Genomic DNA, 21,820 nt, shown 5'->3' with positions numbered 1-21,820 from the left:
TGCCAATAACGAATACATCCAGACAGCAAGTAACCCCTGCACTACTCCAAATCCCGAGCAGCGCGCCTAAATACATAATCATTTTCAGCTCGCTTCTTGTAATGGATAATACGTTTCCTCCAGACGCTCCGTAGAGAATGTAGACCCTTCACTTTGTACACTCTCAGATAGAGACAGCCGCTGCATCACCCCGTTTCACCAGTCATTTCCATCATTCATACAATGTACTACATACCTACGCCTCATTATAGAGGCTGGACAAAACTGTAGCAAATGAGGGGCTATATATGTTTTCCACAACAACAGTAAGAATCCTGTGCACGGCTTCCATTCAAGAAAACGAAATTCGTCTTTCTAAACGTCTCGCCTCTCAGTGGAAGATAAAGAAAGATGACAGCTTCACAGTTTTTTTTGGTCTAACGAGCGTGCACGTGAATATTACTTCAATAGACGAAAAAGAAAATCATCTGATTTGCCACCATACCCTTCTTTCTCGTCTGAAACTGCCGGGTGAGCAGCTGCTGCGCTGCAGTTATCTCCCCTCTCATCAAGAACTGATCCTAGGTCCTGTCATTGCAGTACTTACGGAAATACCGGATCAAACGCCTTTCTTGGGCAACATATCAAGCTTTTGTGAGGAATTGGCGGTACTCAGCGAGCAAAGCGGCTGCTTTTTGTATGTAACATCCCTTTCTCTTTGGCGGGAGGAATATATATCCGGCTATCGCTATGATAAAGGAGCTTGGATTAAGGACGAAATGCCCTTTCCAAGCATCGTCCACAATCGGATTCATTCCCGAAAAACAGAGCAAGGGTTAATTTTTCGATCATGGGTACAGACGCTGAAGCAATATGGCATTTCGCACTTTAATGATAGGTTTTTACACAAGTGGGAGGTATATGAAACACTGGCGCAATTCCCATACTTACAGCCGTACATTCCGCGTACCTTTCTATTTACGAAATACGATGCGCTGGAGCAAGCATTGCAGGAATTCAACTGCGTATTTTTAAAACCGATATATGGAAGTCAAGGAAGAAATATTTTTAAAGTCACAAAAGCCGATCAAACCTTTATGCTGGATTACACCACTTTCCAAGGAGATATTCACCGCACGTATGCTTCTGTAAAAGAGCTGTTTTCCACGTTAAAGCAATACACGGCACACCGCCCTTACATTGTGCAGCAAGGCTTGGATTTGTATACGTATATGGAAAGGCCGGTTGATTTCCGGATGCTTTGCCACAAAACAGACAACAGCTGGAAGGTTACTTCCTCCGTTGCACGCGTTTCATCTCCGCATGAATTCGTGTCCAATGTTGCCATGGGAGGAGAAATGTATAAGCTGGAGGAGGTCCTTTATTCCGGATTTGAAGTGAAACAAGTAAAGCACATGAAAAAACTGCTTGTAGAACTCGCAGTGGAAACAGCAAAGTGCATCAGTCAATCCCATGATGGGCTGTACGGAGAATTCGGCATGGACTTGGCGCTCGACCGAGAAGGAAACCCATGGCTTCTTGAGGTAAATGTGAAGCCTTCAAAAAATATGCCCTCCTCCTCTTCCATACGCCCTTCCGTTCGTTCCATTCTGCAATATTGCTGTTCTGCGGCGCAGCAACCGCTAAGGAGGAATTAATATGATTCTTGGTTTATTGTCCATCCGCCTTACACAAGAAACGGAATACTTTACGGAAATTGCAAAGCGCGGGCATTTGTATAATATTCAAGTTGTCCGCTTTACGCCGGCAAGCATCAATCCGGCTACAGAGCTCGTGACAGGACTTTCGTTCGACAAGGCAAAACAAGAATGGAAAAAAGACACCTTTCCGATTCCTTCTTTTATTTATGATCGCTGCTTTTATAATCGTTCCGAAGCTTCATTAAAAGCAAGACCGATTGTGGAATGGCTGAAAAAACGTCCCCAAACTGCGTTTCTTGGATACGGTTTGCCCGATAAGCTGCAAACATATTCGATTTTGGCACAGGATAAGACTGTTTCTCCTTATACTCCTGTTACAAAGGAAGCGACCGAGGATAATGTATGGCATACATTATCGAAACAAAAAGAGATTGTGCTGAAGCCGATTCACGGCTCACAAGGAAACGGATTTTGTCATGTTTCCTATAGCCGAAATGAAATTCAAGTGCTGATGCAAAGTACAAAAGAAACGAAAACAGAGCTGTTCCGCACAAAGGAGGAATTTTTCCCTTGGCTGACAAAGCTGTTTAGCCGGCATACTTACATGAAACAACCTTTCCTTTCTATTCAAGACCGCTACGGACGCCCTTTCGATATTCGTATTTTGCTGCAAAAGAACGAGCACGGCGATTGGATAGAAGCCGGACGCGGCGTAAGAATAGGCGAGAAACACTCTCTTGTCTCTAACTTAAATGCCGGCAGCCATGTTTTCTCATACAATACATGGAAGCAGTCTTATTCCCGCCGCGAGACTTCACTGCTGGAAGATGATCTTACCACCTTGATTCAAGCTGTGCCTGCTGTATTAGAAAAAGAACTGTCGCCTCTATTTGAACTCGGCCTTGATATTTCCTTCGACCGCAACCGAGCCGTCTGGCTGCTTGATATCAACTCTAAGCCAGGACGGAAGGTGATTTTAGAAAGCAATCCTTCTTGTGCAGAACAGCTGTACCGTGCACCGCTTGCCTATTGCAAATCTCTGGCACAATCACAAAAAGGAGCAGACGTAAAATGAAAAGAAAAACTTTTTCTATTAAAATTGGAGAACGCGAGCCGAACACTGTATTCCTTCCCTATGTATTTCCTGAGGTACAGCCGCTAAAAGCGATTTCTTTTGGTACACGAGTTGTCGAATGCGAAGTAAAAACAGACTATTTATCCGAGTCTGTCATTACAATCGGAGCGGATATCGCCCATGAATTAAAACTGCCCTTTTCAGCAGATATTCACGTCTTTTTGCAAGATGCTGCTATTATTATTGGGCCTTTAATCGGGATATTTACAGCCGGTTTCACAGAATCCAATCTGCGCCCGATTGGAGAGAGGTCCTTATTCTTTGCCAACCTCCTCACTGCGATAGCAGCAAGCAAAGCGTACCTCTTCGTATTTGGTTCTCATCAAATCAATTGGAAAGAAGGCACAATTACCGGTTACTTTTATAATGAGAAGCGCTGGGTTCAGCATGATGTCCCGTTTCCAAACGTTGTATACGACCGCTTACCGAACCGAAAAACAGAAAATCATCGGGCCATTGCACGTGTAAAAACACGTCTGCAAAACGAATACCTAATCCCATGGTTCAACCCCGGCTTTTTTAATAAATGGGATATATATCAATGCCTGCAGCATGATCCTCAAGTTTCTTTATACTTACCAGAAACGCATCTATTTTCTGGATTTGAGCGTGTAGAGCTTCTCTTATCAAAGTATGGTCATGTTTATTTAAAGCCGATAAACGGCAGTCTAGGGAACAGCATCTATCAAGTCCTCTACTCATTTGAATATAACGAGTATTATTGCCGCTACCGGGATGAATCAGGAAATAAGCTTCGAAAATATCGATCTCTTGAATATTTAATCAATCATCTGCTGTCGCATCTCGATTTAAGCACATTTATTGTCCAGCAAGGTATCTCACTTATGCGCGTAAACGGAAATCCGGTTGATTTTCGCATTCATACAAATAAAGACCATACGGGGGAGTGGCAAGTAAGCGCAATCGCCGCAAAAATTGCCGGGCAAGGCAGCATGACCACACATGTAAACAACGGCGGAGACGTAAAGACAATAGAAGAAATCTTTCCAGATACAGCAGAGCGCAATAAAATTACTGCTAGACTTGCAGAAGCAACATTATTATTAAGCCGGCGTATTGATGAGAAAATCGAGGGCTACATCGGAGAAATCGGGTTTGATATTGGACTTGATAAGGACGGCAGCGTTTGGCTGTTTGAAGCAAACTCAAAGCCTGGCCGCTCGATTTTCGATTATCCGAAGCTAAAAGAAAGCGATCGATTGACGAAAGAATTGTTCCTTGAATACGCGCTGCATTTAACGGAAAAAGCGCTGTTCACGCCAGAGGAGCTATTTCAATGAATCTCCTCTATCATTTCAAAACAGAAAGCTGGTATTATCCAGAAGCAGGATGGCGCTTTGGAGGAGAGATGGTTCCAAAAGGGACACCATCAGACTCCTGCCGCTTTCTTATACAGAAAAAAGGAAACAGGATTGGGCCGCTGGTCGGTATTTTAACAAGCGGTTTGCCTGAGGGGAAAATATATGGCGATTGGAAACGGTTCTTCTCTATTCAAGCAGAAATGCAGAAGAAGGGCGGCATCAGCTTTGTATTTACACCGTATGGAATGAAGGAAACATACATAGAAGGATATACGCTGCTTCCGAATCAGCGCTGGAGAAAATGCCGTTTTCCATATCCTGATGCAGTATATAACCGCATACCATATCGAACCCACGAGGAGAGCGCTGCTAGTCAGCAAGCACTTACTAATCTAGCAAACAAAAGCATTCCCCTCTTTAATCCAGGTTTTTTCTCCAAATGGGATGTTCACAGAGCACTGCAACACAACCCTTTTTTACAAAAGCACCTTCTGCATACAGAACCATTATATGAAAAAGAAGCACTCTCGCGCATGCTTCACAAATATCATTCTATGTATATCAAACAGGCAGACGCTTCAAAAGGAAAGCAATTGTTTCGTGTACAGCGTTCATCAGATCACGTGCTGCTGGAGCCGGTTCACGGAACACGTGCCATGCTGGCAGAGGAAGAAGTCTGGAACATGATTCAAGGAGCGAAACGCTTATTTCTTGCGCAGTCTTCTTTACCGCATGATGAACAGGACGGAAAAAAATACGATTTGCGTGTGCTTGCGCATTTTTTGGAAAACTCCTTTGAAATAAGCGGAGTCGGTGTACGTCTTGCGGCAGCCGATCAAATCGTAACACATGTCCCAAACGGCGGCAAAATTATACCTGTTCATGAGTTATCCCGTCCCGTTCAGCTGCATATTCTGGAACAAATTGTGCAGGAATGCGGTAAGAGTCTATGTGCAGCATTCGGACGTATAAGAGAATTCTCCCTGGATATTGGTGTTGATAAGCATGGACGCTATTATATTTTCGAAGCAAACGCAAAGCCAATGAGTTTTGATGAACCAGATATAGAAACACAAGCACTGCAAAATCTAGTGACTGTATTTGCGCAGGAAGCAGGATTTTCCCCTGTTATGACGTAATCTTTCTTTAAGTACTTCATCAAGGGGGACACAAATATGTTCACACATTTTCATTGGAAGCCGTTATTCGCTTCAGAAAGCTTACCGGGCTGGTCATTCTCTTTCTTTTTTCAAAAAGTGTATTACACCGGTATTTATCATAAAGACGGCGGCGTTGAATGGACAGGACCGCAGCCGCCCGAGCAATATGAAAAGCAAGTCGTTTCCTATATTCACGAGCTGATGCTATTTCATGTGTATGAGTAACTTTCTTCTCCCTGATGGGAACAATTTGGAAATCAAGCTATTACGTATCAATAAGTCAAACAGCCTTAGTCTATTGCTAGACTAAGGCTGTTTTATATCGAACGATTTGCAAAACCATCTTCATGTTAAAATAGCGATATCAGGATTTAATATGAATAAAATTCACTTCTTCGATGCAGAAACAGAAGTGCGCATCCGCAGTGCAAGCGAAAAATAATATAAAAAATGCCGCCTTTCCAAAAGGGAAAGGCGGCATTTTTTATATTACATGAATTTTCATCTCATATTCTATTCGACACGCCGGACAATAAAATATGTGCACACAATATGTATTTGATTCAGCATGAGGTAATCCATCCACTTCCTGAAGAATCTGCTGATCCAAATATGGGCTGTAATTATCAAGATAGTCTACTGTTTTACCGCAATCCTGCAACACCTCTACGCATTGCGGACACGTATACGGCGTACTCGCCAATCCATTGCAAAACGGACATACTTCCATTTTTTCCTCCGAAAAAAGGGCGGGATATCCCGCCCTGGTAGCCATAATTTATCGTTGAAATCCACCTAATTGTGACTCAGCCATAGATACAAGGCGCTTAGTGATTTCACCGCCAACAGAACCGTTAGCGCGAGATGTAGCGTCTGGTCCAAGGGTTACGCCGAACTCAGAAGCGATTTCATACTTCATTTGGTCTAACGCAGATTGTGCGCCAGATACTGCCAATTGGTTTGTGCTACGTGCCATGTTGTTTCACCTCCTTAGATGGTGTACTCATAGTATGCGACAAAGCCTTTTTCATATGTACAGAAAAAAACATGTAAATTTTGGAAACGACATGGTTTTTTTAACAAACATTGTTAACGAGCTAGCAGTATATATAACTGTATCCCATCCATACTATGAGTACAGAAAGCTACTAACAACCGATGGGTTAGAGCCAAAAAGGGCTAAACTGGTGCAACTCCAGCTAATCCAACCAAAATTACTCTCTAAGGAGGAACTATCATGCCAAATCAAAATTCTTCTAACAAATTAGCAGTGCCCGGTGCACAATCTGCACTGGATTCTATGAAGTATGAAATTGCTTCTGAATTTGGGGTAAACCTTGGAGCAGAAGCAACTGCACGCGCAAACGGTTCTGTAGGCGGAGAGATTACAAAACGCCTTGTAGCAATGGCTGAGTCACAATTAGGCGGTTACCAAAAATAAATATGGATGGCTAAAGCGGTGCTTTTGCGAGCCCCCTTACTTTATAAAAATATCCTTCCCTTGCAAAGCGAAAAGCTGCTTTGATAAGGGGAGGATATTTTCCTGAAAAGCAAAATTTTCTATTGTATAAGCTGCAAAAACCGTTTCGTTCGCTCTTCTTTCGGATGCTGGAATACTTCTCCCGGTGTTCCCTCTTCGACAATGACACCGCCGTCCATGAAGATGACTCTGTTTGCGATCTCACGTGCAAATCGCATCTCATGGGTTACAACAACCATTGTCATTCCTTCCTGTGCCAGTTCTCTCATGACTTTCAATACTTCTTGTACAAGCTCGGGATCCAATGCCGAAGTCGGTTCATCGAATAAAATGACCTTCGGCTCCAACGCAAGAGCGCGAGCGATGCCTACACGCTGCTGCTGACCGCCTGAAAGCTGGAAAGGATAAAGATGCATTTTGTCTGCAAGTCCAACCTTCGTTAAATAAGCTTCTGCTTTTTGACGCGCCTTTTCTTTCCGCTCCTTCTTAACTGTCACAAGTCCCTCCATGACATTTTCAAGAGCAGTAAAATGAGGGAATAAATTATGATGCTGAAACACCATTCCCGTTTGACTGCGAAGCTTCGCGATATCCCGCTTCGTAACTTTACGAGAAAAATCTACCTTCTCTTCTCCAATTTGAATCGTTCCGGCATTTGGCATTTCCAATACGTTTAAACAGCGTAAAAATGTTGTCTTCCCTGACCCTGAAGGACCGATGATTACAACGACCTCTCCTTTTGCCACTTCTACACTCATATCGCGGATGACTGTATTATCACCAAAGCTTTTTTGTAGCTGTTGAATGGAAATCATAAAACGTTAACTCCTTTTCCGATTGATGCGTTACCTTGACACGTAACGTCCCATTCGTTTTTCGAGCGCTTGCTGCACGACAGACAGCAAGAAACAAATCACCCAATAAATAAGGCCGGCCAATGAATATACAATTAAAAATTCGTAGTTTGTCGCTGCAATCTCCTGCGCTTTTCGAAACATCTCTGTAACTAAGATTAAAGAAGCGAGTGACGTGTCCTTTACAAGACTGATGAACGTATTGGATAGAGGCGGTACTGACACACGTCCCGCTTGCGGTAAAATTACACGCTGCAATGCTTGGCGATAAGACATTCCGATAGTGTATGCCGCTTCCCATTGTCCTTTAGGAATGGACAAAATGGAAGCACGAATAATTTCAGAAGCGTACGCTCCTACATTCAGTGAAAAACCAATTACTGCTGCCGGAAATGGATCAATTATGACGCCGATTGTCGGCAAGCCGTAAAAAATAATAAACAATTGAACAAGAAGCGGTGTACCGCGAATGATGGAAACATACACACGGGCAATCCACTCCAATATACGATTTCCAGAAATACGAAATAAAGCGGTCACGGTAGCCAAGATAAGACCTAAAATAAACGTAATAAGCGTTAAGGGGATTGTATGGAAAAGAGCACCCTTCAGCATAGGCATGAAGGATGCTTTTGTAATATCAATCCATATGGAAAATCTGTCCGGATTTAGAATTGCATTACTTAAGTACATTTTCACCAAACCATTTCTTCGCAATTTTGTCGTATGTTCCGTCTTTCATCATCGCATCAAGTTGCTTATTTACTTCCGCTACTAACTTATCGTCGCCTTTTCGGAACATAAAACCGCTTTCTGCAGCATTCTTTTCTGTGTCAACGATTTTAATTTTTGCATCTTTTTTCGTTTGCAGGTAGTTCAGCACAGACAAACGATCATTAATCGTAAAGTCTGCACGGCCGGAGCTCAATAGTTCAACCGCTTGATTAAATCCTTCAACCCCAATGATCTCTGCTCCGTTTTTCTTTGCAATATCGGCATAGTTGCTTGTTAAAGATTGCGCCCCTTTTAATCCTTTTACGTCTTCAAATTTTGCTGGCTTGTTCTTGTCTTTTGGAATAACGAGAACGGCAGAAGAAGAAATATAAGGCTTAGAGAAATCATATTTCTTTTGGCGATCTTCGCGAATCCCAACCTCGTTTGCAATCATATCAAAACGTTTTGCATCAAGTCCTGCAAACATAGAATCCCATTGTGTTTCTTTAAATACAGGCTTTACACCCATGCGCTTTGCAATTTCTTCTGTAACTTCCACATCAAAGCCTGTAAGCTTTCCGCTGGCGTCATGGAATGTGAATGGCGGATATGTACCTTCCGTACCAATCAGGAACTCTCCGTCCTTTTTAATTTTTGATAATGTATCTTGGCCTGCTGCTGGCGCTGTTTCTTGCTTTGTTTCTTTCTTTGTTGCGCAGCCTGCCGCAGTAGCTATTACTAACATTACTAACAGTAAAAATGAAAGTAGTCTTTTCATGCTATAATCCTCCAGTATTCTTATAGGAATTTTAATTCTAAATAATTGTATGCAATTCTCAACCTTTTTTCAAATAAAATATCCTAATGAGTAGTGTAACCGTTCTGATTAAAATCTAACAGTAAAGAGAAAAGCGGAACCTTCGAGATGCAAAAACCAAGGTTCTCCGGCGGCGGCAGCTCTTGGACGGCAGCGCCTAGCCGGTAGAGCCGTCTCCCAAAAATTTTATTCTTTCTTATTTTTGTACAAAAAAAGACCTGCTTCTCCTAAAAATCTAATACACAATATCCAACAAAGCCGAACGAGTACAATCCTTTCACACTATATTATTTGTTCTTCTCATGCTGCAAAACACAATATGGACAGCTGTCCTGAGTATACATATTCAGAATGCTGGATTTTTGATTTTGTATTTTTTCTGCACATGCGTAATCATTCTTGTTTTATTGAAACGAAGTGCTAAACGGTTTTCATAATGCTTTGCAAACTTTTCCATTCTATCGAATCTGTTTACTACCTAATCCATCCGTTGTATAATTCCTTAGTTAACATTGATGTAACGGGGGTTTTTGTGTGACAGCACTTGCAGTTTTGATTTTCCTTATCACAATGACGCTTGTCATTTGGCAGCCGCGTCATTTATCCATCGGCTGGTCCGCCTGCGGCGGTGCTTTGCTGGCTCTTCTTGCGGGCGTTGTTACGATGCGTGACGTAATGAACGTAACACATATCGTATGGAACGCTACTTTAACGTTTGTGGCACTTATTGTTATTTCTCTTATTTTAGATGAAATAGGATTTTTTGAATGGTCGGCGCTTCATATGGCACGGCTGGCTAAAGGAAGCGGCATCAAGCTGTTTGTCTTTGTGACGCTGCTTGGCGCTCTCGTTTCTGCTTTATTCGCAAATGACGGAGCCGCGCTTATTTTAACTCCGATTGTCCTTGCTATGATACGGGCGCTTCAATTTGAAAAACGGATGATTTTGCCGTTCATCATGGCAAGCGGATTTATTGCAGATTCAACTTCGCTTCCTTTTGTTATCAGCAACTTAGTCAATATCGTTTCTGCCGACTATTTCGGTATCGGATTTGCCAGGTACGCCGCTGTTATGCTTGTACCCAATTTATTTGCGCTGGGCGGCAGCTTGCTTGTACTCTATTTGCTCTTTCGTAAGCATATTCCCAACACATACAACACAAATCTTGTAAAAGAGCCAAAAGACGCGATTCAGGACGAAAAAATGTTTCGATTATCTTGGGTTGTTCTGGCTGTTCTGTTAACTGGTTATTTTTTAAGCGAGGCTATTCATATTCCTGTTTCCTTTATCACAAGTATCACTGCACTCCTTTTCTTATATATGGGACGCAGAAGTCCCGTGCTGGATACGACAAAAATTATGAAGGATGCACCTTGGACAATTGTATTTTTCTCAATCGGCATGTATGTTGTCGTGTACGGTCTGCGAAATGTCGGACTGACTGGCATATTGGCAAATATAATAGAAGAAGCGGCGCATCACGGCTTATTTGCCGCCGTGATGTTCATGGGCTTTTTATCCGCCATTCTTTCTTCTGTCATGAATAACTTGCCGACCGTTATGATTAACGCTCTTGCGATTGCCGGTACAGATACAGCACAGACAATTCGAGACGGCTTGATTTATGCGAACGTAATCGGCTCCGATTTAGGACCGAAGATCACGCCGATTGGTTCTCTTGCAACTTTGTTATGGCTTCATGTGTTATCACAAAAAAGCATTCGGATCACATGGGGCTACTATTTCAAGGTCGGCTTTATTTTAACAATTCCTGTTCTATTCATTACATTAATAGGCCTATATCTTTGGCTGCTTATTATATAGGACTGCGGTGAGCAGCTTTCTTAATAAACCTGCAATTTGTTACACTATATATAAGTGAATAAAAAAACCGTCTTTTTATAGGGGGGAGAGATCATCCGGCGACGTGCAGAAGCGGTCAAATCTTTGTAGTGGTTCATGCAAGGGTAAACCAGAGAAAGGAAGCATACCATACTCCCTTTTGATTGCACATAGCACATGGAAATGTCGAATTTATAATTCATTCGTATATAGCTGCGATCGAGTCATAAAGTTATAATCTCATACGTATTAGGTAGATGCAAATACATTACAAAAATAGGAAACAGCTTCTCTCCTGCTTTATTAAATATTGTCTGCCATTTCTTCTTTGAACCCGAACAAATATGTGAATAAGAAACCGAACGCGTAAGAAATAAGGAGACCGATGAAGTAAGTCACATACTTATTATCTGCAATTAACGGGATTAAGGATAAGCCAGATACACCGATTCCCAAAGAAGCTGTTTTCATGATTGCTTGGAATGCACCGCCGACTGCTGCGCCAAGGCAAGCTGTTAAGAATGGTTTGCCAAGCGGAAGAGTTACCCCGTATAATAACGGCTCGCCGATTCCTAAGAAACCGACTGGCAGCGCTCCTTTAATAATATTGCGCAGTTTTTTATTCTCTGTTTTGATGAAAATTGCGATAGCCGCTCCTACTTGACCAGCACCTGCCATTGCAAGAATAGGAAGAATTGGCGTTACATGAACTTTATTAATAAATTCCAGATGAATCGGTGTTAAGCCATGGTGCAGTCCAAGCATTACGAGCGGCAGGAACGTTCCCGCCAAAACAGCACCCGCTACCGCTCCGCCGATGTCAAGAACCGCCTTGATACCATCTGTAATACCATCAGATAGAACGCCTGCTGCCGGCTGAATCGCTAAAATTGTCAAGAGTCCTACTGCTAATACCGTAATTAACGGTGTAAAAATAATGTCAACCGTATTCGGAACTGCTTTACGTACTTGTTTTTCCACAATTGTCATTAACCACGCGGCAAAAATTACTGCAAATAAACCGCCTCGTCCGGGCATCATTGGTTCACCGAACAATTTTACAGCCGCAAGCGCCGGGTTAAACACGAGAATACCTGCAATTGCTCCCAGTACCGGTGTTCCGCCAAATTCTTTAGCTGTGTTCATACCTACTAAAATACCAAGAAATGCAAAAATGCCGCCGCCGATTAAGAGCAGGATTTGCAGCCAAGTTGCATTTGGGTCAGCACCTGCATTTTTCGCAAAGTTTGCGATACCGTTAATGAGGCCAGATGCAACTAAACCTGGAATTAATGGAATGAAAATGCTTCCGATTTTGCGCAGCAGGTTTTTCAGAGGCGTGCTGTTTGTACTTTTCAACTCAGCCTTCTTCCGTGCCTCGAAATCGTCAAACGAATTGTTTTCCGCTGCTTCCCCAACGCGAAGACCTATCATATGAGACAATTCTGCCGCTACCTTATTCACAGTGCCTGGGCCGATGACAATTTGCAGCGTTTCGTCTTCAATCACTCCCATAACGCCGTCTACTTGCCTAAGAGCCGCAAGATTCGCTTTCCCCTCATTCTTCAACGTTAGGCGCAGACGTGTCATACAATGAGCGAGGGTGTGAATATTGTCCGCTCCCCCAAGCTGACTCGCAATGTCTTGTGCCATCCGTTGTTCCTTTCTCATACATATCCCCCCATACCCTTTATAATGTATGTCTTACAAATCCATCGGCATCCTCTAATTTTTTGACCGCTTCCTCATACGTGCATTGTAATAATATCATAACTATTGCAGCTTTCACGTTACGATTTGCTTGCTCGTAATGCTCCTCTGCAGTCTTGTAATCGGCACCTGTGGCTTCCATAATAATGCGCTTGGATCTTTCCACAAGCTTGATGTTGGTTGATTGCACATCGACCATTAAGTTTTTATATACTTTTCCGATCCCAATCATGGATGCGGTGGAAATCATGTTCAGCACAAGCTTTTGTGCAGTCCCTGCTTTCAAACGGGTTGAGCCTGTCAAAATTTCTGCCCCTGTTTCTACTTCCACACTGACTTCAGCATATTTGCTGATCTCAGCATGTTTGTTGCAAGCAATGCTTCCTGTGTTCGCTCCTACTGACTTGGCATATTGCAGCCCGCCGATGACATATGGCGTTCTGCCGCTTGCAGCAATGCCGATTACAGTATCTTTTTCATCGAGAGAGATATTTTTCAAGTCATCTGCAGCCAAAGTCTCACTGTCTTCCGCTCCTTCTACCGCGACTGTAAACGCTTCCAAACCGCCAGCAATCAATCCTTGTACCATCTCTTTATCTGTACCGAACGTCGGCGGGCATTCTACAGCATCTAAAATTCCTAAGCGGCCGCTTGTTCCAGCACCGATATAAATCAGTCTTCCGCCTTGTTTAAAGGAAGTGATTACGCTTTTTACAAGATTTTCAATATTTTGTATTTCTTTTGCCACAGATATGGCTACTATTTGGTCTTCCGCATTCATCGTGTTCAAAATTTCGTGTGTTGTCATTTTGTCTAAATGCATCGTTTTTTCGTTCCGGCGTTCTGTTGACAAATGTTCTAACATATAATTACCTTCTCTATCTACGAAATTTAATTTTGGACTATCATTGCATCAACATGAAATTAAATATCTATATTTTTCCAGAAAAACGGCCATGCCCTTTCTTATTGTATTCACCGCAGTTCCCTATATTCCAAGTATGTACAGGAAAACGAAAAAAGGAAGGCGATTGTTTTGCACCCTCCTCTATCTTGACTTAAATATATGATATTGAAATGAAATTTCAACAGATTCTTACTATTATCGCCGTAATCTCACCACTTCTTCTCTTGTCGCTGTGAACTTATCTAAAACACTATTCCCAATACGATGAAAGGTAGCTAAATACAAAGTATCGATAATATTGAGCTGTGTCATGCGGGAGGCAATGCTTCCAACCCGATGATCCTGTTCTACATCCGGTGTGCACAGTTTAATATCTGATTCCTTATATAGCGGAGAGGAAGGATCAAGTTTTGTAATCGCAACAATAGTTACATCCTTTTTCTTGGCAAACCGCGCCAGTTCCAGTACATCCTTTGTTCGTCCAGAGGTTGAAATAACGATAAGCATATCATTCTTTTGCAGATTTGCCGCCAGAGGCAGCATCATATGAAAATCAAGAGAAGTCATGGATGTATAGCCAAGCTTTGTAAATTTATATGAGGCGTCCATAGCTGATACAGCCGAACCGCCTACCCCGTAAAACAGGAGTTTGTTCGCATTTTGAATCGCATTTACCGCTTTATCCAATTCTCTCTTATCGAGGGTTGTTAATGTTGCTTCGATGGCCGCTTTGTTAACATACGTAACTTTATTAAACAATTCAAAAGGCTCATCCTTCTTCTCAGTAACAGAAAAATCATTTATGTTGAATTCTGCCACTGTTAAATCGCGAACGAGCGCAAGCTTAAAGGACTTAAAGCTGCCGATGCCGATGGTTTTGCAAAATCTGACTACGCTCGCTTCGCTTGCACCGGTCTTATTGGATATATCCTTTGTCGTCATATTCGGGACAATTTCGGCATTCTCCAATATGTATCCGGCAATTTTTCTTTCAGCCGACGAAAATCGTTCCATATGGTTTTGAATTTTAGATAAAATCGTTAAATGTTTCAAAAAAATCCTCCTCATCCGCCGAAAACTTACAACTACTCAAATTGTACTAGAAGAGGGGTGTTTACGCCATCTTTCTCGTACAGCGCTATATAAAAAGTTTTTTTAACAAAGGAGGGGTGATGACAGTTGTTAAAATAACAACAAGCACAATGGCTGTAAAATATTCTTGCGCTAACAGCTTTGACTCCAGTCCGATAGAGGCAATAATAAGGGCTACCTCTCCGCGCGATACCATCCCTGCGCCGATGCCAAACGAAGAACGCAAATTAAACCCAGCCCATCTTGCTCCTAACCCAGAACCAATCAATTTCGTGAAAATGGCTATAATCGTTACAATGACAATAAACCATATTTGATCTCCCAGCCCTTTAAAAGAAATTGTCATGCCGATGCTTACAAAAAAGATGGGAACAAAAACTGCATACGCAATTGGCTCCAGCTTTGCTTCCACTGCATGCTTGTAAGAAGTTTGAGAAATCGAAATACCAGCGGCAAATGAGCCAATGATTCCGGCAATCCCCATCAGCTCGCCATAGTACGCAAATGAAAAGCAAATAATGAGCGCAGCGCTAATGAGCGATTCTGATACGCGCAGCGGAGACAGAACTCTCATAATAAAAGGAACCGCCTTCCAGCCAATAAGGACAATGGTAATAAAAAAAACGAGCTTCTTTACGATGACAAGCGTTAAATTCACATCCTCTCCACCGAGAAAGCTCATCGCAAACGCCAATAAAATAACAACAAGCACATCGTCAAAAACGGCTGCGCCTAAAATCGTGGTGCTCTCTCTCGTATTAAGCTTTCCAAAATCCCGAAGTGTCTGAACAGAAATACTGACAGACGTTGCACAAAGAAGCAGACCGAGGAAAATGGCACTTGCCTGAGACATTCCAAGAAAAAGCCCGGCCCCATAGCCGCCAAGAAACGGGAGTATAATGCCACCAAGCGCTACAGCAAGAGAAGCTTTTAAATTCTGCTTGAGCTGATCTAAGTCCGTTTCCAAGCCAGCGATGAGCATAAGAAGAAGCACGCCGATTTCGCTCAGCTCATCAATCAGCTTTGATGTTTCCACAATCCCCAATATAGCTGGGCCAATTATGATTCCAATAAGCAACTTCCCCAGAACAGCCGGTTGTCCCAATCGTACGCTTATATCACCAGCGAGCTTTGTGCTTAATAAAATGACAGCAAGTTCAAAGTAAAACAACATGGCTGCTTTCTCCTTGCAATATTTATGTATGACATGCAATGCTCCCTTATTTTATGCAGCAATCCTCCTGTCATGTATGGGAAAAGACAATATGAAAGGGTGCGGAACATTCCGCACCCTTTCATATTGTCTCTTTAGTTTTTATGAAATAAATCACTATATGCATGAACAATTTCAATTAATTGATATCCCATAAGCGTGATGGCAGTTAATGAGAAGAATCCCGTGAGCATAAAACGAATTATCATATGCGTTTCCTCCTTATTGGTGGGATGTCTTGAAGAATCTTTTCATAGTTGGTTTGTAAAACAAATCATTTGCATCCTACTAAAACTCACAAGTTAACATTTACGTTAACGTCAACTTATGAGTACTTAGCTATTATAGCGAAGAGCTCATCTCCAGTCAACATTTATCATCATGTAAATTCTTCCTTTTTAGGTTCATATGGTAAAAGAAATGGTTCCATTATACAATCGCTTATCATGTGATAAATCATATAGAAAAAAGCCGCAAATCCGCGGCTTTTCCTTAACTCGAATGCTGTTTTTTCATCGGTTCTGCATGATGCAGAGTTTCTTTCGCTTGTTTTTTCTTTTTCATGGTTCCAGCAGTCACTACTGCAGCTGCCACGAAAATTTCAAAGCCATATTTGATGACCGGATTTGCAAAATAAGGGGCAACAAACGGTTCTTCTACAATCATCTTTGTTGCTGTCCACGCAAGCACCCCGGCTCCAATTGTAATAATAATCGGGAAGCGATCTACGAATTTCAGAATAATGGTACTTCCCCATACCACAATCGGTACGGAAATGACCAAACCAAGAACGACGAGCAAGAAACTGCCATGTGCTGCCCCTGCAACAGCTAATACGTTATCAAGACCCATTAGTGCATCAGCAATAATAATTGTACGAATTGCCGCCCACATACTCGCTCCCGCTTGCACGTCATGTCCTTTTTCTTCCACAAGCAGCTTATAAGCGATCCAAATGAGCAAGATACCGCCGACTAGCAACAAACCAGGAATTTTCAATAACCATACTACTGCCATCGTTGCCAATGCACGAATTACAACGGCTCCAACTGTTCCCCAAATAATAACCTTCTTTTGTTGATCCTTCGGCAAGTTCCTTGCGGCCAAACCAATGACAATTGCATTATCTCCTGCCAGAACTAAATCGATTACGACAATCGACAAAAGCGCTGTTAAAAATTCCAACGAAAATAGATCCATATTCAAGCCCCCATACATAATTTTTATTTTACAGCTCTAAATTATTGCCGTTCTTTTTTCCATGGTATATATCTAAAAGGAACCCAATCACCGCTCCTGTATTTTTCTTGCTTTAACCTGCCGATAAACCAGGATAATAAGAAGCATACTAACAATAGTAATGCTCACTGGCATCATATATTGTTTTACAGCTTCACCTGCCGTCTGCCAATGCTCCCCAAGCTTCATCCCCATGTAAATATAAAGAGAAGTAACCGGAAGCATTGCTAAAAACGTATAGATAGAAAACTGCCAAATGTTCATTTTAGCAACGCCGCACGGAATGGAAATTAAAGTACGGATACCAGGTACGAATCGACCGAGAAATGCGACAGAAGGACCATGCTTCGCAAAAAAGATTTCTGCTTTTTGCATCTCTTTTTCCTTAATAAAGAAATACTTTCCGTACTTTTTAATAAGCGGACGTCCTCCGTAATAACCAAGCGCATATAAAGTTAGCGGGCCAGTTGTACCTCCGATTGTTCCAGCTATGATGGCCCAAATGAGGTGCATGTCGCCCTGATATACCCAATAGCCGACCAGCGGCAAAACCAACTCGGCCGGCACAAACTCAAACGTAAGCACAAAAATAATGCCGGCATATGAAAATTGCTTGAAGAATTCAATGAACATCATTAAAAATGGTTCCACTACATCACCGCCTGCTGTTCTTACATATTGTATTTTTCACGCATCGTTTGCGGTGCAAGCTTCACGATATATTGCAACACAAACATTAAGATTGTGACGTCATCCAAAATGCCAAAAAAGCCAAGAAAGTCTGGAATTAAGTCAAACGGCAACACCGCATACAATCCGATTAACACAAGAGACAACAGCTTCTTGGATGGAGACACTTCTTTTGATAAGAAAAATTCCTTTAAAAAGGGCAGAAATTTACGAACGTTAAAAATAAAACGAAATCTTCTCCATAATTTTTTCATCACTTTCCTCCTTACAGTTTGTAAACAAAAAGGACCCGAGCCATATGGCCCAGGTCCTGAAAAAAACAAACCTTTACCAACGGCAACGAAGGTAAAGGTCTCGCTAACAACGTAATAGTCGCCAACAAAGCCGAGAGATGCGATCTCTGAAATGACGACCTTGCTGTTAAAGCTACTCCCCTTTAAGGGTATTCAGTTCAACTTATATACCATTATGATACGAAGTTTTAGTCAGAGCGTCAAGCGTTTTATTTTAGAAGACTTGTGTGACAGCTAATCAAGAAGAGGAGGTTTTCAACCTCACTTCTTAAATTACAAACAGACGTAAACAAAACAGCCTTATTCTCAACCACTATTTTCATATGCAAAGAACATCTCAAAGTTGCTGTATATAGCATGACCTTCTTCAAATACTTCACATTGAGTTTGATTCCCTCGGACCAATATTTCCAATACGTCCCCTGTTCTTCAAATAGTCTCCGCCGTTGACACGCATGTTTACGAGCTGATCTCGCAACTTGCCCCAGTTATTGAATGTTTTTTACAGCACTGATCAGTGTAATGATGGGCGCCCCTTTAACCTTCTCCCAATTGTTTGGAGGAGCTCTCGTAATTATTGGTGTAATTATGACAACAAGAACGTCTTTAGAGGGGCAGAAAAAGAAGGCAATCCTAAAAAAATCAATCTAAAAACCACCAGGCTTCCCTGGTGGTTTTACTCTACAAATACTTCCGATGTGACATCTTTCCATCAAACGTAAACAGCACAGCCTTGTTTTCAACCACTGTTTCCAGATGCACGGAACGTCCCCAAAGCTGCTGCATATACGGTATAACCTTCTCCAAATACTTCACATCAAGCTCAATTCCCTCAAACCAATGCTTCAAATACAGCTCTCCGTTCTTTAAATAGTCTCCGTCGTTTACTGTAATGTACGGAAAGCCGCCGTTGACACGCATATTTACGAGCTGATCCCGCACCTTCTCCCAGCGTTTGTCGACAATTTTATAATCTTTGCCTTGCTTCTGGAAGAGATACATATCCTCACGCATGACAAGATCCTTGTTCAAATAGTTGCGCAGGAAAGAAATATCCGACTCAATTTCGCGCACCTCAAACATTCTCTCGCGTCCCGATCCAGGTTTTACACCGTCTCGCTTCATCTCCTCTGTGGGGTTGTTATAACGCTCTTCGATATCTTCAAACACTTTCAGTCCGAGATAGTACGGGTTGATGCTTGTTTTCGACGGCTGGACGACGCCTGCGTTCAGCTTTGCGAACTCAACAGCTTCCTCGCTCGTTAAATCCATTTCGCGCAAGATGCGCTGATGCCAGTAACTTGCCCAGCCTTCGTTCATAATCTTTGTTTCCAGCTGCGGCCAAAAGTACAGCATTTCTTCCCGCATCATGGTTAAAATATCGCGCTGCCACTCTTCAAGTTCACGGCTGTACTCCTCAATAAATAATAGAATATCTTTCTCAGGCTGCGGCGGAAATTTCTTTTTGCGGCGAATCGGCTGCGATTCTTGTTTTTTACTTCGTTTATCCAAGTTCCACAAATCATCGTATGGACTTGATGCTTTTGTTTCTGTTTCTTCCTCCTCCAGCTCTTCCAGCGTCCATGCCAGCTTCGGTCTCATTAAAGACGGATCGATGTGTTCTTGAATGGCAAGCACAGCATCCAAGAATTTTTCGACTGCTTCCTTGCCGTATTTATGTTCATAATGCTTGACCCGGTCCGCTGTTGCAGCCATACTTTCGACCATATCGCGTTTGGTGTTGCCAAAGCGAGTGTTATTTTTAAAGAAATCACAATGTGCCAATACATGTGCTACGATAAGCTTGTTTTGAATTAATGAGTTCGTTTCCAGCAAAAATGCATAGCACGGATCCGAATTAATAACAAGTTCATAAATTTTGCTTAATCCTAAATCGTAATGCAGTTTCATCTTGTAAAATTGTTTTCCGAAGCTCCAGTGCGAAAATCGTGTCGGCATGCCATACGCACCAAATGTATAGATAATATCTGCAGGACAAATTTCATAACGCATCGGATAAAAATCAAGACCGAATCCCTTCGCGATCTCCGTAATTTCGTCAATTGCATACTCCAGCACTTTGTAATCTTCCGCTTTCACACGTTTGCCCCCTTTTTTCCCTGTTACAACAATGTATGAGGAAAACAGGCATTTCATGAAAAAGACGAGAATCTTCATAAAATTTTCCAGTTTACGAAAACTATCGAAAAAATTATGCTCGCTTTTGCGGCAAGAAGGTTTCCTTATGTTTCAAGGATGGAATTCTCCATCCTTTTTATCCATACTTTTGCCGCATTTTATATAACAATTTGTTAACAAATTCTTGCAGGCTTAATTATCTGTCCGCTGTCGTACACTAATAACAACTCCTCAAGCAAGGAGGGCTTGTTATGAACACACACTCAATGATGAACACATATACGGATTATGACAAAGCTTTATATTACACGTATTGCTGCAATTGGGATCAATTACTCGTTCTCATGGTGCAAACAGAAGACGAAGTATTTTCCAAGCGTATCGAGCATTTTCTGCATGCTTATAAATACGCAAAAGATTTGGGAGAAGTGGACAAGCAACTGCAGCTTATGTTTCAATATATTGATCATGCCTCACAGAAAGCATATACTGATTATATGGATCAACAGTTGCAACTGTAATATAAAATACAAAGGCATTCACCTAAAACGGGTGAATGCCTTTTCTGCATAATTCTCCATTTATTGCTCATACTAATTATATATAAAGTATTAGGATGTGATAATTTGAAGCAATTATTCATTCTTTTTCTTCTTATTGTCATAGCAGGCTGCCAATCGTCCGGAACGCCCAAAAACGGATCTAATTTAAACAGTGTAGATACGCCTCATAAACCCGCACCCTTTTATGGCGTCAAAGATGAGAATGGACGCTTAAATGTACTTGTATTAGGAGTAGATTCTCGCGGGGAGAAAAATTCTCGTTCTGATGCCATCATGATCGCGCAGTACAACCCGAAAAATCAAAAAGCGAAGCTCGTATCTATTATGCGAGACAGCTATGTGAAAATCCCTTCGTATGAAAAAGATTATAATAAAATCAACATGGCCTATTATTTAGGGGGACCAGAATTGCTTCGGAAGACCATAAAAGAAAACTTTGGAATCGATGTAGAGCATTACATAACGATTGATTTCCAGGGTTTTGTTAAAGTTGTCGATATGGTGGCTCCTAAAGGAATTGAGGTTAACGTCAATCAGCAAATTATTGAGGATATGGGATTGAAGATGAAGCCTGGACATCAGCGTCTTCACGGCAAGGAGCTGCTGGCTTATGCCCGATTCCGTCACGACGCGGAAAGTGATTTTGGACGTGTAAAACGTCAGCAGGAAATTCTAAATGCTTTAAAAGATGCTTTCTCCAATAAAATCAGCTCTCTTGACGGCATGTTTCATCTTCCTGGAATGGGACAAGAGCTTTTAAAGTATGTGGATACGGATATGGAAACACAATCGATGCTTGCTATCGGGGGGAGCATGCTGGTAAATCCAGTTACTGAAGTAGAAACTATGCGCATCCCAATCAATGCCGGCTACGAAGATAAATTTTACCATCATGCGGGATCTGTTTTAGAACTCGATTTTGAAAAGAACAAAGAAGCGCTGAAAGAATTTATAATTAACGAACCAAAACCGGTAAACGAATTAAACAAATAAAAAACAAGGCTGCGGCA

Annotated in this window: 22 protein-coding genes; 9 read left to right on the top strand and 13 right to left on the bottom strand. The window is 41.9% G+C overall.

Annotated elements, in window-relative coordinates; genetic code table 11:
* The first annotated feature begins 287 nt into the window (after positions 1-287).
* The 5 genes from H540_RS0122660 to H540_RS0122640 are packed head-to-tail and all read left to right on the top strand — an operon-like array spanning position 288 to position 5,482.
* A complete protein-coding gene (locus H540_RS0122660) occupies positions 288-1,637 on the top strand; it encodes a YheC/YheD family endospore coat-associated protein (protein WP_051317243.1) in 1,350 nt (449 codons plus the stop codon).
* Position 1,638: 1 nt separating this feature from the next.
* Positions 1,639-2,715, top strand: a complete 1,077-nt coding sequence (locus H540_RS0122655; protein ID WP_028402492.1) for a YheC/YheD family endospore coat-associated protein — start codon at positions 1,639-1,641, stop codon at positions 2,713-2,715.
* On the top strand, positions 2,712-4,076 hold the full coding sequence (locus H540_RS0122650; RefSeq protein ID WP_028402491.1) for a YheC/YheD family endospore coat-associated protein: 1,365 nt from the start codon (positions 2,712-2,714) through the stop codon (positions 4,074-4,076). Before H540_RS0122655 ends, H540_RS0122650 begins: the two co-directional genes overlap by 4 nt.
* Entirely contained in the window at positions 4,073-5,236 is a 1,164-nt protein-coding gene (locus tag H540_RS0122645; RefSeq protein ID WP_028402490.1) for a YheC/YheD family endospore coat-associated protein, read from the top strand. The genes H540_RS0122650 and H540_RS0122645 overlap by 4 nt, the downstream gene beginning before the upstream one ends.
* A 36-nt stretch (positions 5,237-5,272) precedes the next feature.
* Positions 5,273-5,482, top strand: coding sequence for a YheE family protein (locus H540_RS0122640; RefSeq protein WP_028402489.1), 210 nt, complete (start codon positions 5,273-5,275; stop codon positions 5,480-5,482).
* A gap of 259 nt (positions 5,483-5,741) precedes the next feature.
* Here H540_RS0122640 and H540_RS0122630 read toward each other — a convergent pair whose 3' ends face one another.
* A complete protein-coding gene (locus H540_RS0122630; protein WP_028402488.1) occupies positions 5,742-5,987 on the bottom strand; it encodes a hypothetical protein in 246 nt (81 codons plus the stop codon).
* 48 nt (positions 5,988-6,035) lie between these two features.
* Positions 6,036-6,233: an alpha/beta-type small acid-soluble spore protein gene (locus tag H540_RS0122625; RefSeq protein ID WP_028402487.1), complete on the bottom strand. Its 198-nt coding sequence runs from the start codon at positions 6,231-6,233 to the stop codon at positions 6,036-6,038.
* Between the two features lie 261 nt (positions 6,234-6,494).
* Here H540_RS0122625 and H540_RS0122615 point away from each other — a divergent pair, with 261 nt between their 5' ends.
* Positions 6,495-6,698, top strand: coding sequence for an alpha/beta-type small acid-soluble spore protein (locus H540_RS0122615; protein WP_028402485.1), 204 nt, complete (start codon positions 6,495-6,497; stop codon positions 6,696-6,698).
* A 119-nt stretch (positions 6,699-6,817) separates the two neighbouring features.
* Here the strand turns inward: H540_RS0122615 and H540_RS0122610 are convergent, their stop codons facing one another.
* From H540_RS0122610 to H540_RS0122600, 3 genes are read right to left on the bottom strand one after another with little or no spacing between them, the layout of a single operon-like run.
* Entirely contained in the window at positions 6,818-7,552 is a 735-nt protein-coding gene (locus H540_RS0122610) for an amino acid ABC transporter ATP-binding protein (protein ID WP_028402484.1), read from the bottom strand.
* Positions 7,553-7,582: 30 nt separating this feature from the next.
* Positions 7,583-8,284, bottom strand: coding sequence for an amino acid ABC transporter permease (locus H540_RS0122605; protein WP_028402483.1), 702 nt, complete (start codon positions 8,282-8,284; stop codon positions 7,583-7,585).
* Positions 8,271-9,083, bottom strand: a complete 813-nt coding sequence (locus H540_RS0122600; protein ID WP_028402482.1) for an amino acid ABC transporter substrate-binding protein — start codon at positions 9,081-9,083, stop codon at positions 8,271-8,273. The genes H540_RS0122605 and H540_RS0122600 overlap by 14 nt, the downstream gene beginning before the upstream one ends.
* 573 nt (positions 9,084-9,656) lie before the next feature.
* Here H540_RS0122600 and H540_RS0122590 point away from each other — a divergent pair.
* Positions 9,657-10,946, top strand: a complete 1,290-nt coding sequence (locus H540_RS0122590) for an arsenic transporter (RefSeq protein WP_028402481.1) — start codon at positions 9,657-9,659, stop codon at positions 10,944-10,946.
* A 321-nt stretch (positions 10,947-11,267) separates the two neighbouring features.
* Here the strand turns inward: H540_RS0122590 and H540_RS0122585 are convergent, their stop codons facing one another.
* From H540_RS0122585 to H540_RS0122545, 8 genes are all read right to left on the bottom strand, one after another.
* On the bottom strand, positions 11,268-12,635 hold the full coding sequence (locus H540_RS0122585) for a PTS transporter subunit EIIC (RefSeq protein ID WP_028402480.1): 1,368 nt from the start codon (positions 12,633-12,635) through the stop codon (positions 11,268-11,270).
* A 19-nt stretch (positions 12,636-12,654) separates the two neighbouring features.
* Complete coding sequence (gene murQ / locus H540_RS0122580) at positions 12,655-13,539, bottom strand: N-acetylmuramic acid 6-phosphate etherase (RefSeq protein ID WP_028402479.1); 885 nt, start codon at positions 13,537-13,539, stop codon at positions 12,655-12,657.
* Between the two features lie 237 nt (positions 13,540-13,776).
* The gene (locus H540_RS0122575; protein WP_028402478.1) at positions 13,777-14,634 is read right to left on the bottom strand and encodes a MurR/RpiR family transcriptional regulator; all 858 of its coding nucleotides are present in this window, start codon (positions 14,632-14,634) and stop codon (positions 13,777-13,779) included.
* Between the two features lie 85 nt (positions 14,635-14,719).
* Entirely contained in the window at positions 14,720-15,847 is a 1,128-nt protein-coding gene (locus H540_RS0122570) for a cation:proton antiporter (protein WP_028402477.1), read from the bottom strand.
* A 531-nt stretch (positions 15,848-16,378) separates the two neighbouring features.
* Positions 16,379-17,086 (bottom strand): TerC family protein, encoded by a 708-nt coding sequence (locus tag H540_RS30685; protein WP_051317242.1) that lies wholly within the window; start codon positions 17,084-17,086, stop codon positions 16,379-16,381.
* A gap of 87 nt (positions 17,087-17,173) precedes the next feature.
* Positions 17,174-17,761, bottom strand: coding sequence for a DedA family protein (locus tag H540_RS0122555; protein ID WP_425388171.1), 588 nt, complete (start codon positions 17,759-17,761; stop codon positions 17,174-17,176).
* 35 nt (positions 17,762-17,796) lie between these two features.
* Positions 17,797-18,069: a YkvA family protein gene (locus H540_RS0122550; protein WP_028402475.1), complete on the bottom strand. Its 273-nt coding sequence runs from the start codon at positions 18,067-18,069 to the stop codon at positions 17,797-17,799.
* A gap of 720 nt (positions 18,070-18,789) precedes the next feature.
* On the bottom strand, positions 18,790-20,208 hold the full coding sequence (locus tag H540_RS0122545) for a SpoVR family protein (protein ID WP_028402474.1): 1,419 nt from the start codon (positions 20,206-20,208) through the stop codon (positions 18,790-18,792).
* A 308-nt stretch (positions 20,209-20,516) separates the two neighbouring features.
* Between H540_RS0122545 and H540_RS0122540 the strand changes: the two genes are divergently transcribed.
* Positions 20,517-20,768: a YhdB family protein gene (locus tag H540_RS0122540; RefSeq protein ID WP_028402473.1), complete on the top strand. Its 252-nt coding sequence runs from the start codon at positions 20,517-20,519 to the stop codon at positions 20,766-20,768.
* Positions 20,769-20,873: 105 nt separating this feature from the next.
* On the top strand, positions 20,874-21,803 hold the full coding sequence (locus H540_RS0122535; protein ID WP_028402472.1) for an LCP family protein: 930 nt from the start codon (positions 20,874-20,876) through the stop codon (positions 21,801-21,803).
* Positions 21,804-21,820: the final 17 nt, after the last annotated feature.

This window comes from Ectobacillus panaciterrae DSM 19096 (assembly GCF_000430785.1).
GTDB lineage: Bacteria > Bacillota > Bacilli > Bacillales > Bacillaceae_G > Ectobacillus > Ectobacillus panaciterrae.
The sequence above is the reverse complement of the archived record's forward strand: the minus strand, read 5'-3'. Positions and strand labels throughout refer to the sequence as shown.

Bases quoted from the DNA above. Each gene is read 5' to 3' on its own strand.
- H540_RS0122660 (WP_051317243.1), top strand. From the start codon at position 288: ATGTTTTCCACAACAACAGTAAGAATCCTGTGCACGGCTTCCATTCAA.
- H540_RS0122655 (WP_028402492.1), top strand. From the start codon at position 1,639: ATGATTCTTGGTTTATTGTCCATCCGCCTTACACAAGAAACGGAATAC.
- H540_RS0122650 (WP_028402491.1), top strand. From the start codon at position 2,712: ATGAAAAGAAAAACTTTTTCTATTAAAATTGGAGAACGCGAGCCGAAC.
- H540_RS0122645 (WP_028402490.1), top strand. From the start codon at position 4,073: ATGAATCTCCTCTATCATTTCAAAACAGAAAGCTGGTATTATCCAGAA.
- H540_RS0122640 (WP_028402489.1), top strand. From the start codon at position 5,273: ATGTTCACACATTTTCATTGGAAGCCGTTATTCGCTTCAGAAAGCTTA.
- H540_RS0122630 (WP_028402488.1), bottom strand. From the start codon at position 5,987: ATGGAAGTATGTCCGTTTTGCAATGGATTGGCGAGTACGCCGTATACG.
- H540_RS0122625 (WP_028402487.1), bottom strand. From the start codon at position 6,233: ATGGCACGTAGCACAAACCAATTGGCAGTATCTGGCGCACAATCTGCG.
- H540_RS0122615 (WP_028402485.1), top strand. From the start codon at position 6,495: ATGCCAAATCAAAATTCTTCTAACAAATTAGCAGTGCCCGGTGCACAA.
- H540_RS0122610 (WP_028402484.1), bottom strand. From the start codon at position 7,552: ATGATTTCCATTCAACAGCTACAAAAAAGCTTTGGTGATAATACAGTC.
- H540_RS0122605 (WP_028402483.1), bottom strand. From the start codon at position 8,284: ATGTACTTAAGTAATGCAATTCTAAATCCGGACAGATTTTCCATATGG.
- H540_RS0122600 (WP_028402482.1), bottom strand. From the start codon at position 9,083: ATGAAAAGACTACTTTCATTTTTACTGTTAGTAATGTTAGTAATAGCT.
- H540_RS0122585 (WP_028402480.1), bottom strand. From the start codon at position 12,635: ATGAGAAAGGAACAACGGATGGCACAAGACATTGCGAGTCAGCTTGGG.
- murQ (WP_028402479.1), bottom strand. From the start codon at position 13,539: ATGTTAGAACATTTGTCAACAGAACGCCGGAACGAAAAAACGATGCAT.
- H540_RS0122570 (WP_028402477.1), bottom strand. From the start codon at position 15,847: ATGTTGTTTTACTTTGAACTTGCTGTCATTTTATTAAGCACAAAGCTC.
- H540_RS30685 (WP_051317242.1), bottom strand. From the start codon at position 17,086: ATGGATCTATTTTCGTTGGAATTTTTAACAGCGCTTTTGTCGATTGTC.
- H540_RS0122555 (WP_425388171.1), bottom strand. From the start codon at position 17,761: ATGATGTTCATTGAATTCTTCAAGCAATTTTCATATGCCGGCATTATT.
- H540_RS0122550 (WP_028402475.1), bottom strand. From the start codon at position 18,069: ATGAAAAAATTATGGAGAAGATTTCGTTTTATTTTTAACGTTCGTAAA.
- H540_RS0122540 (WP_028402473.1), top strand. From the start codon at position 20,517: ATGAACACATATACGGATTATGACAAAGCTTTATATTACACGTATTGC.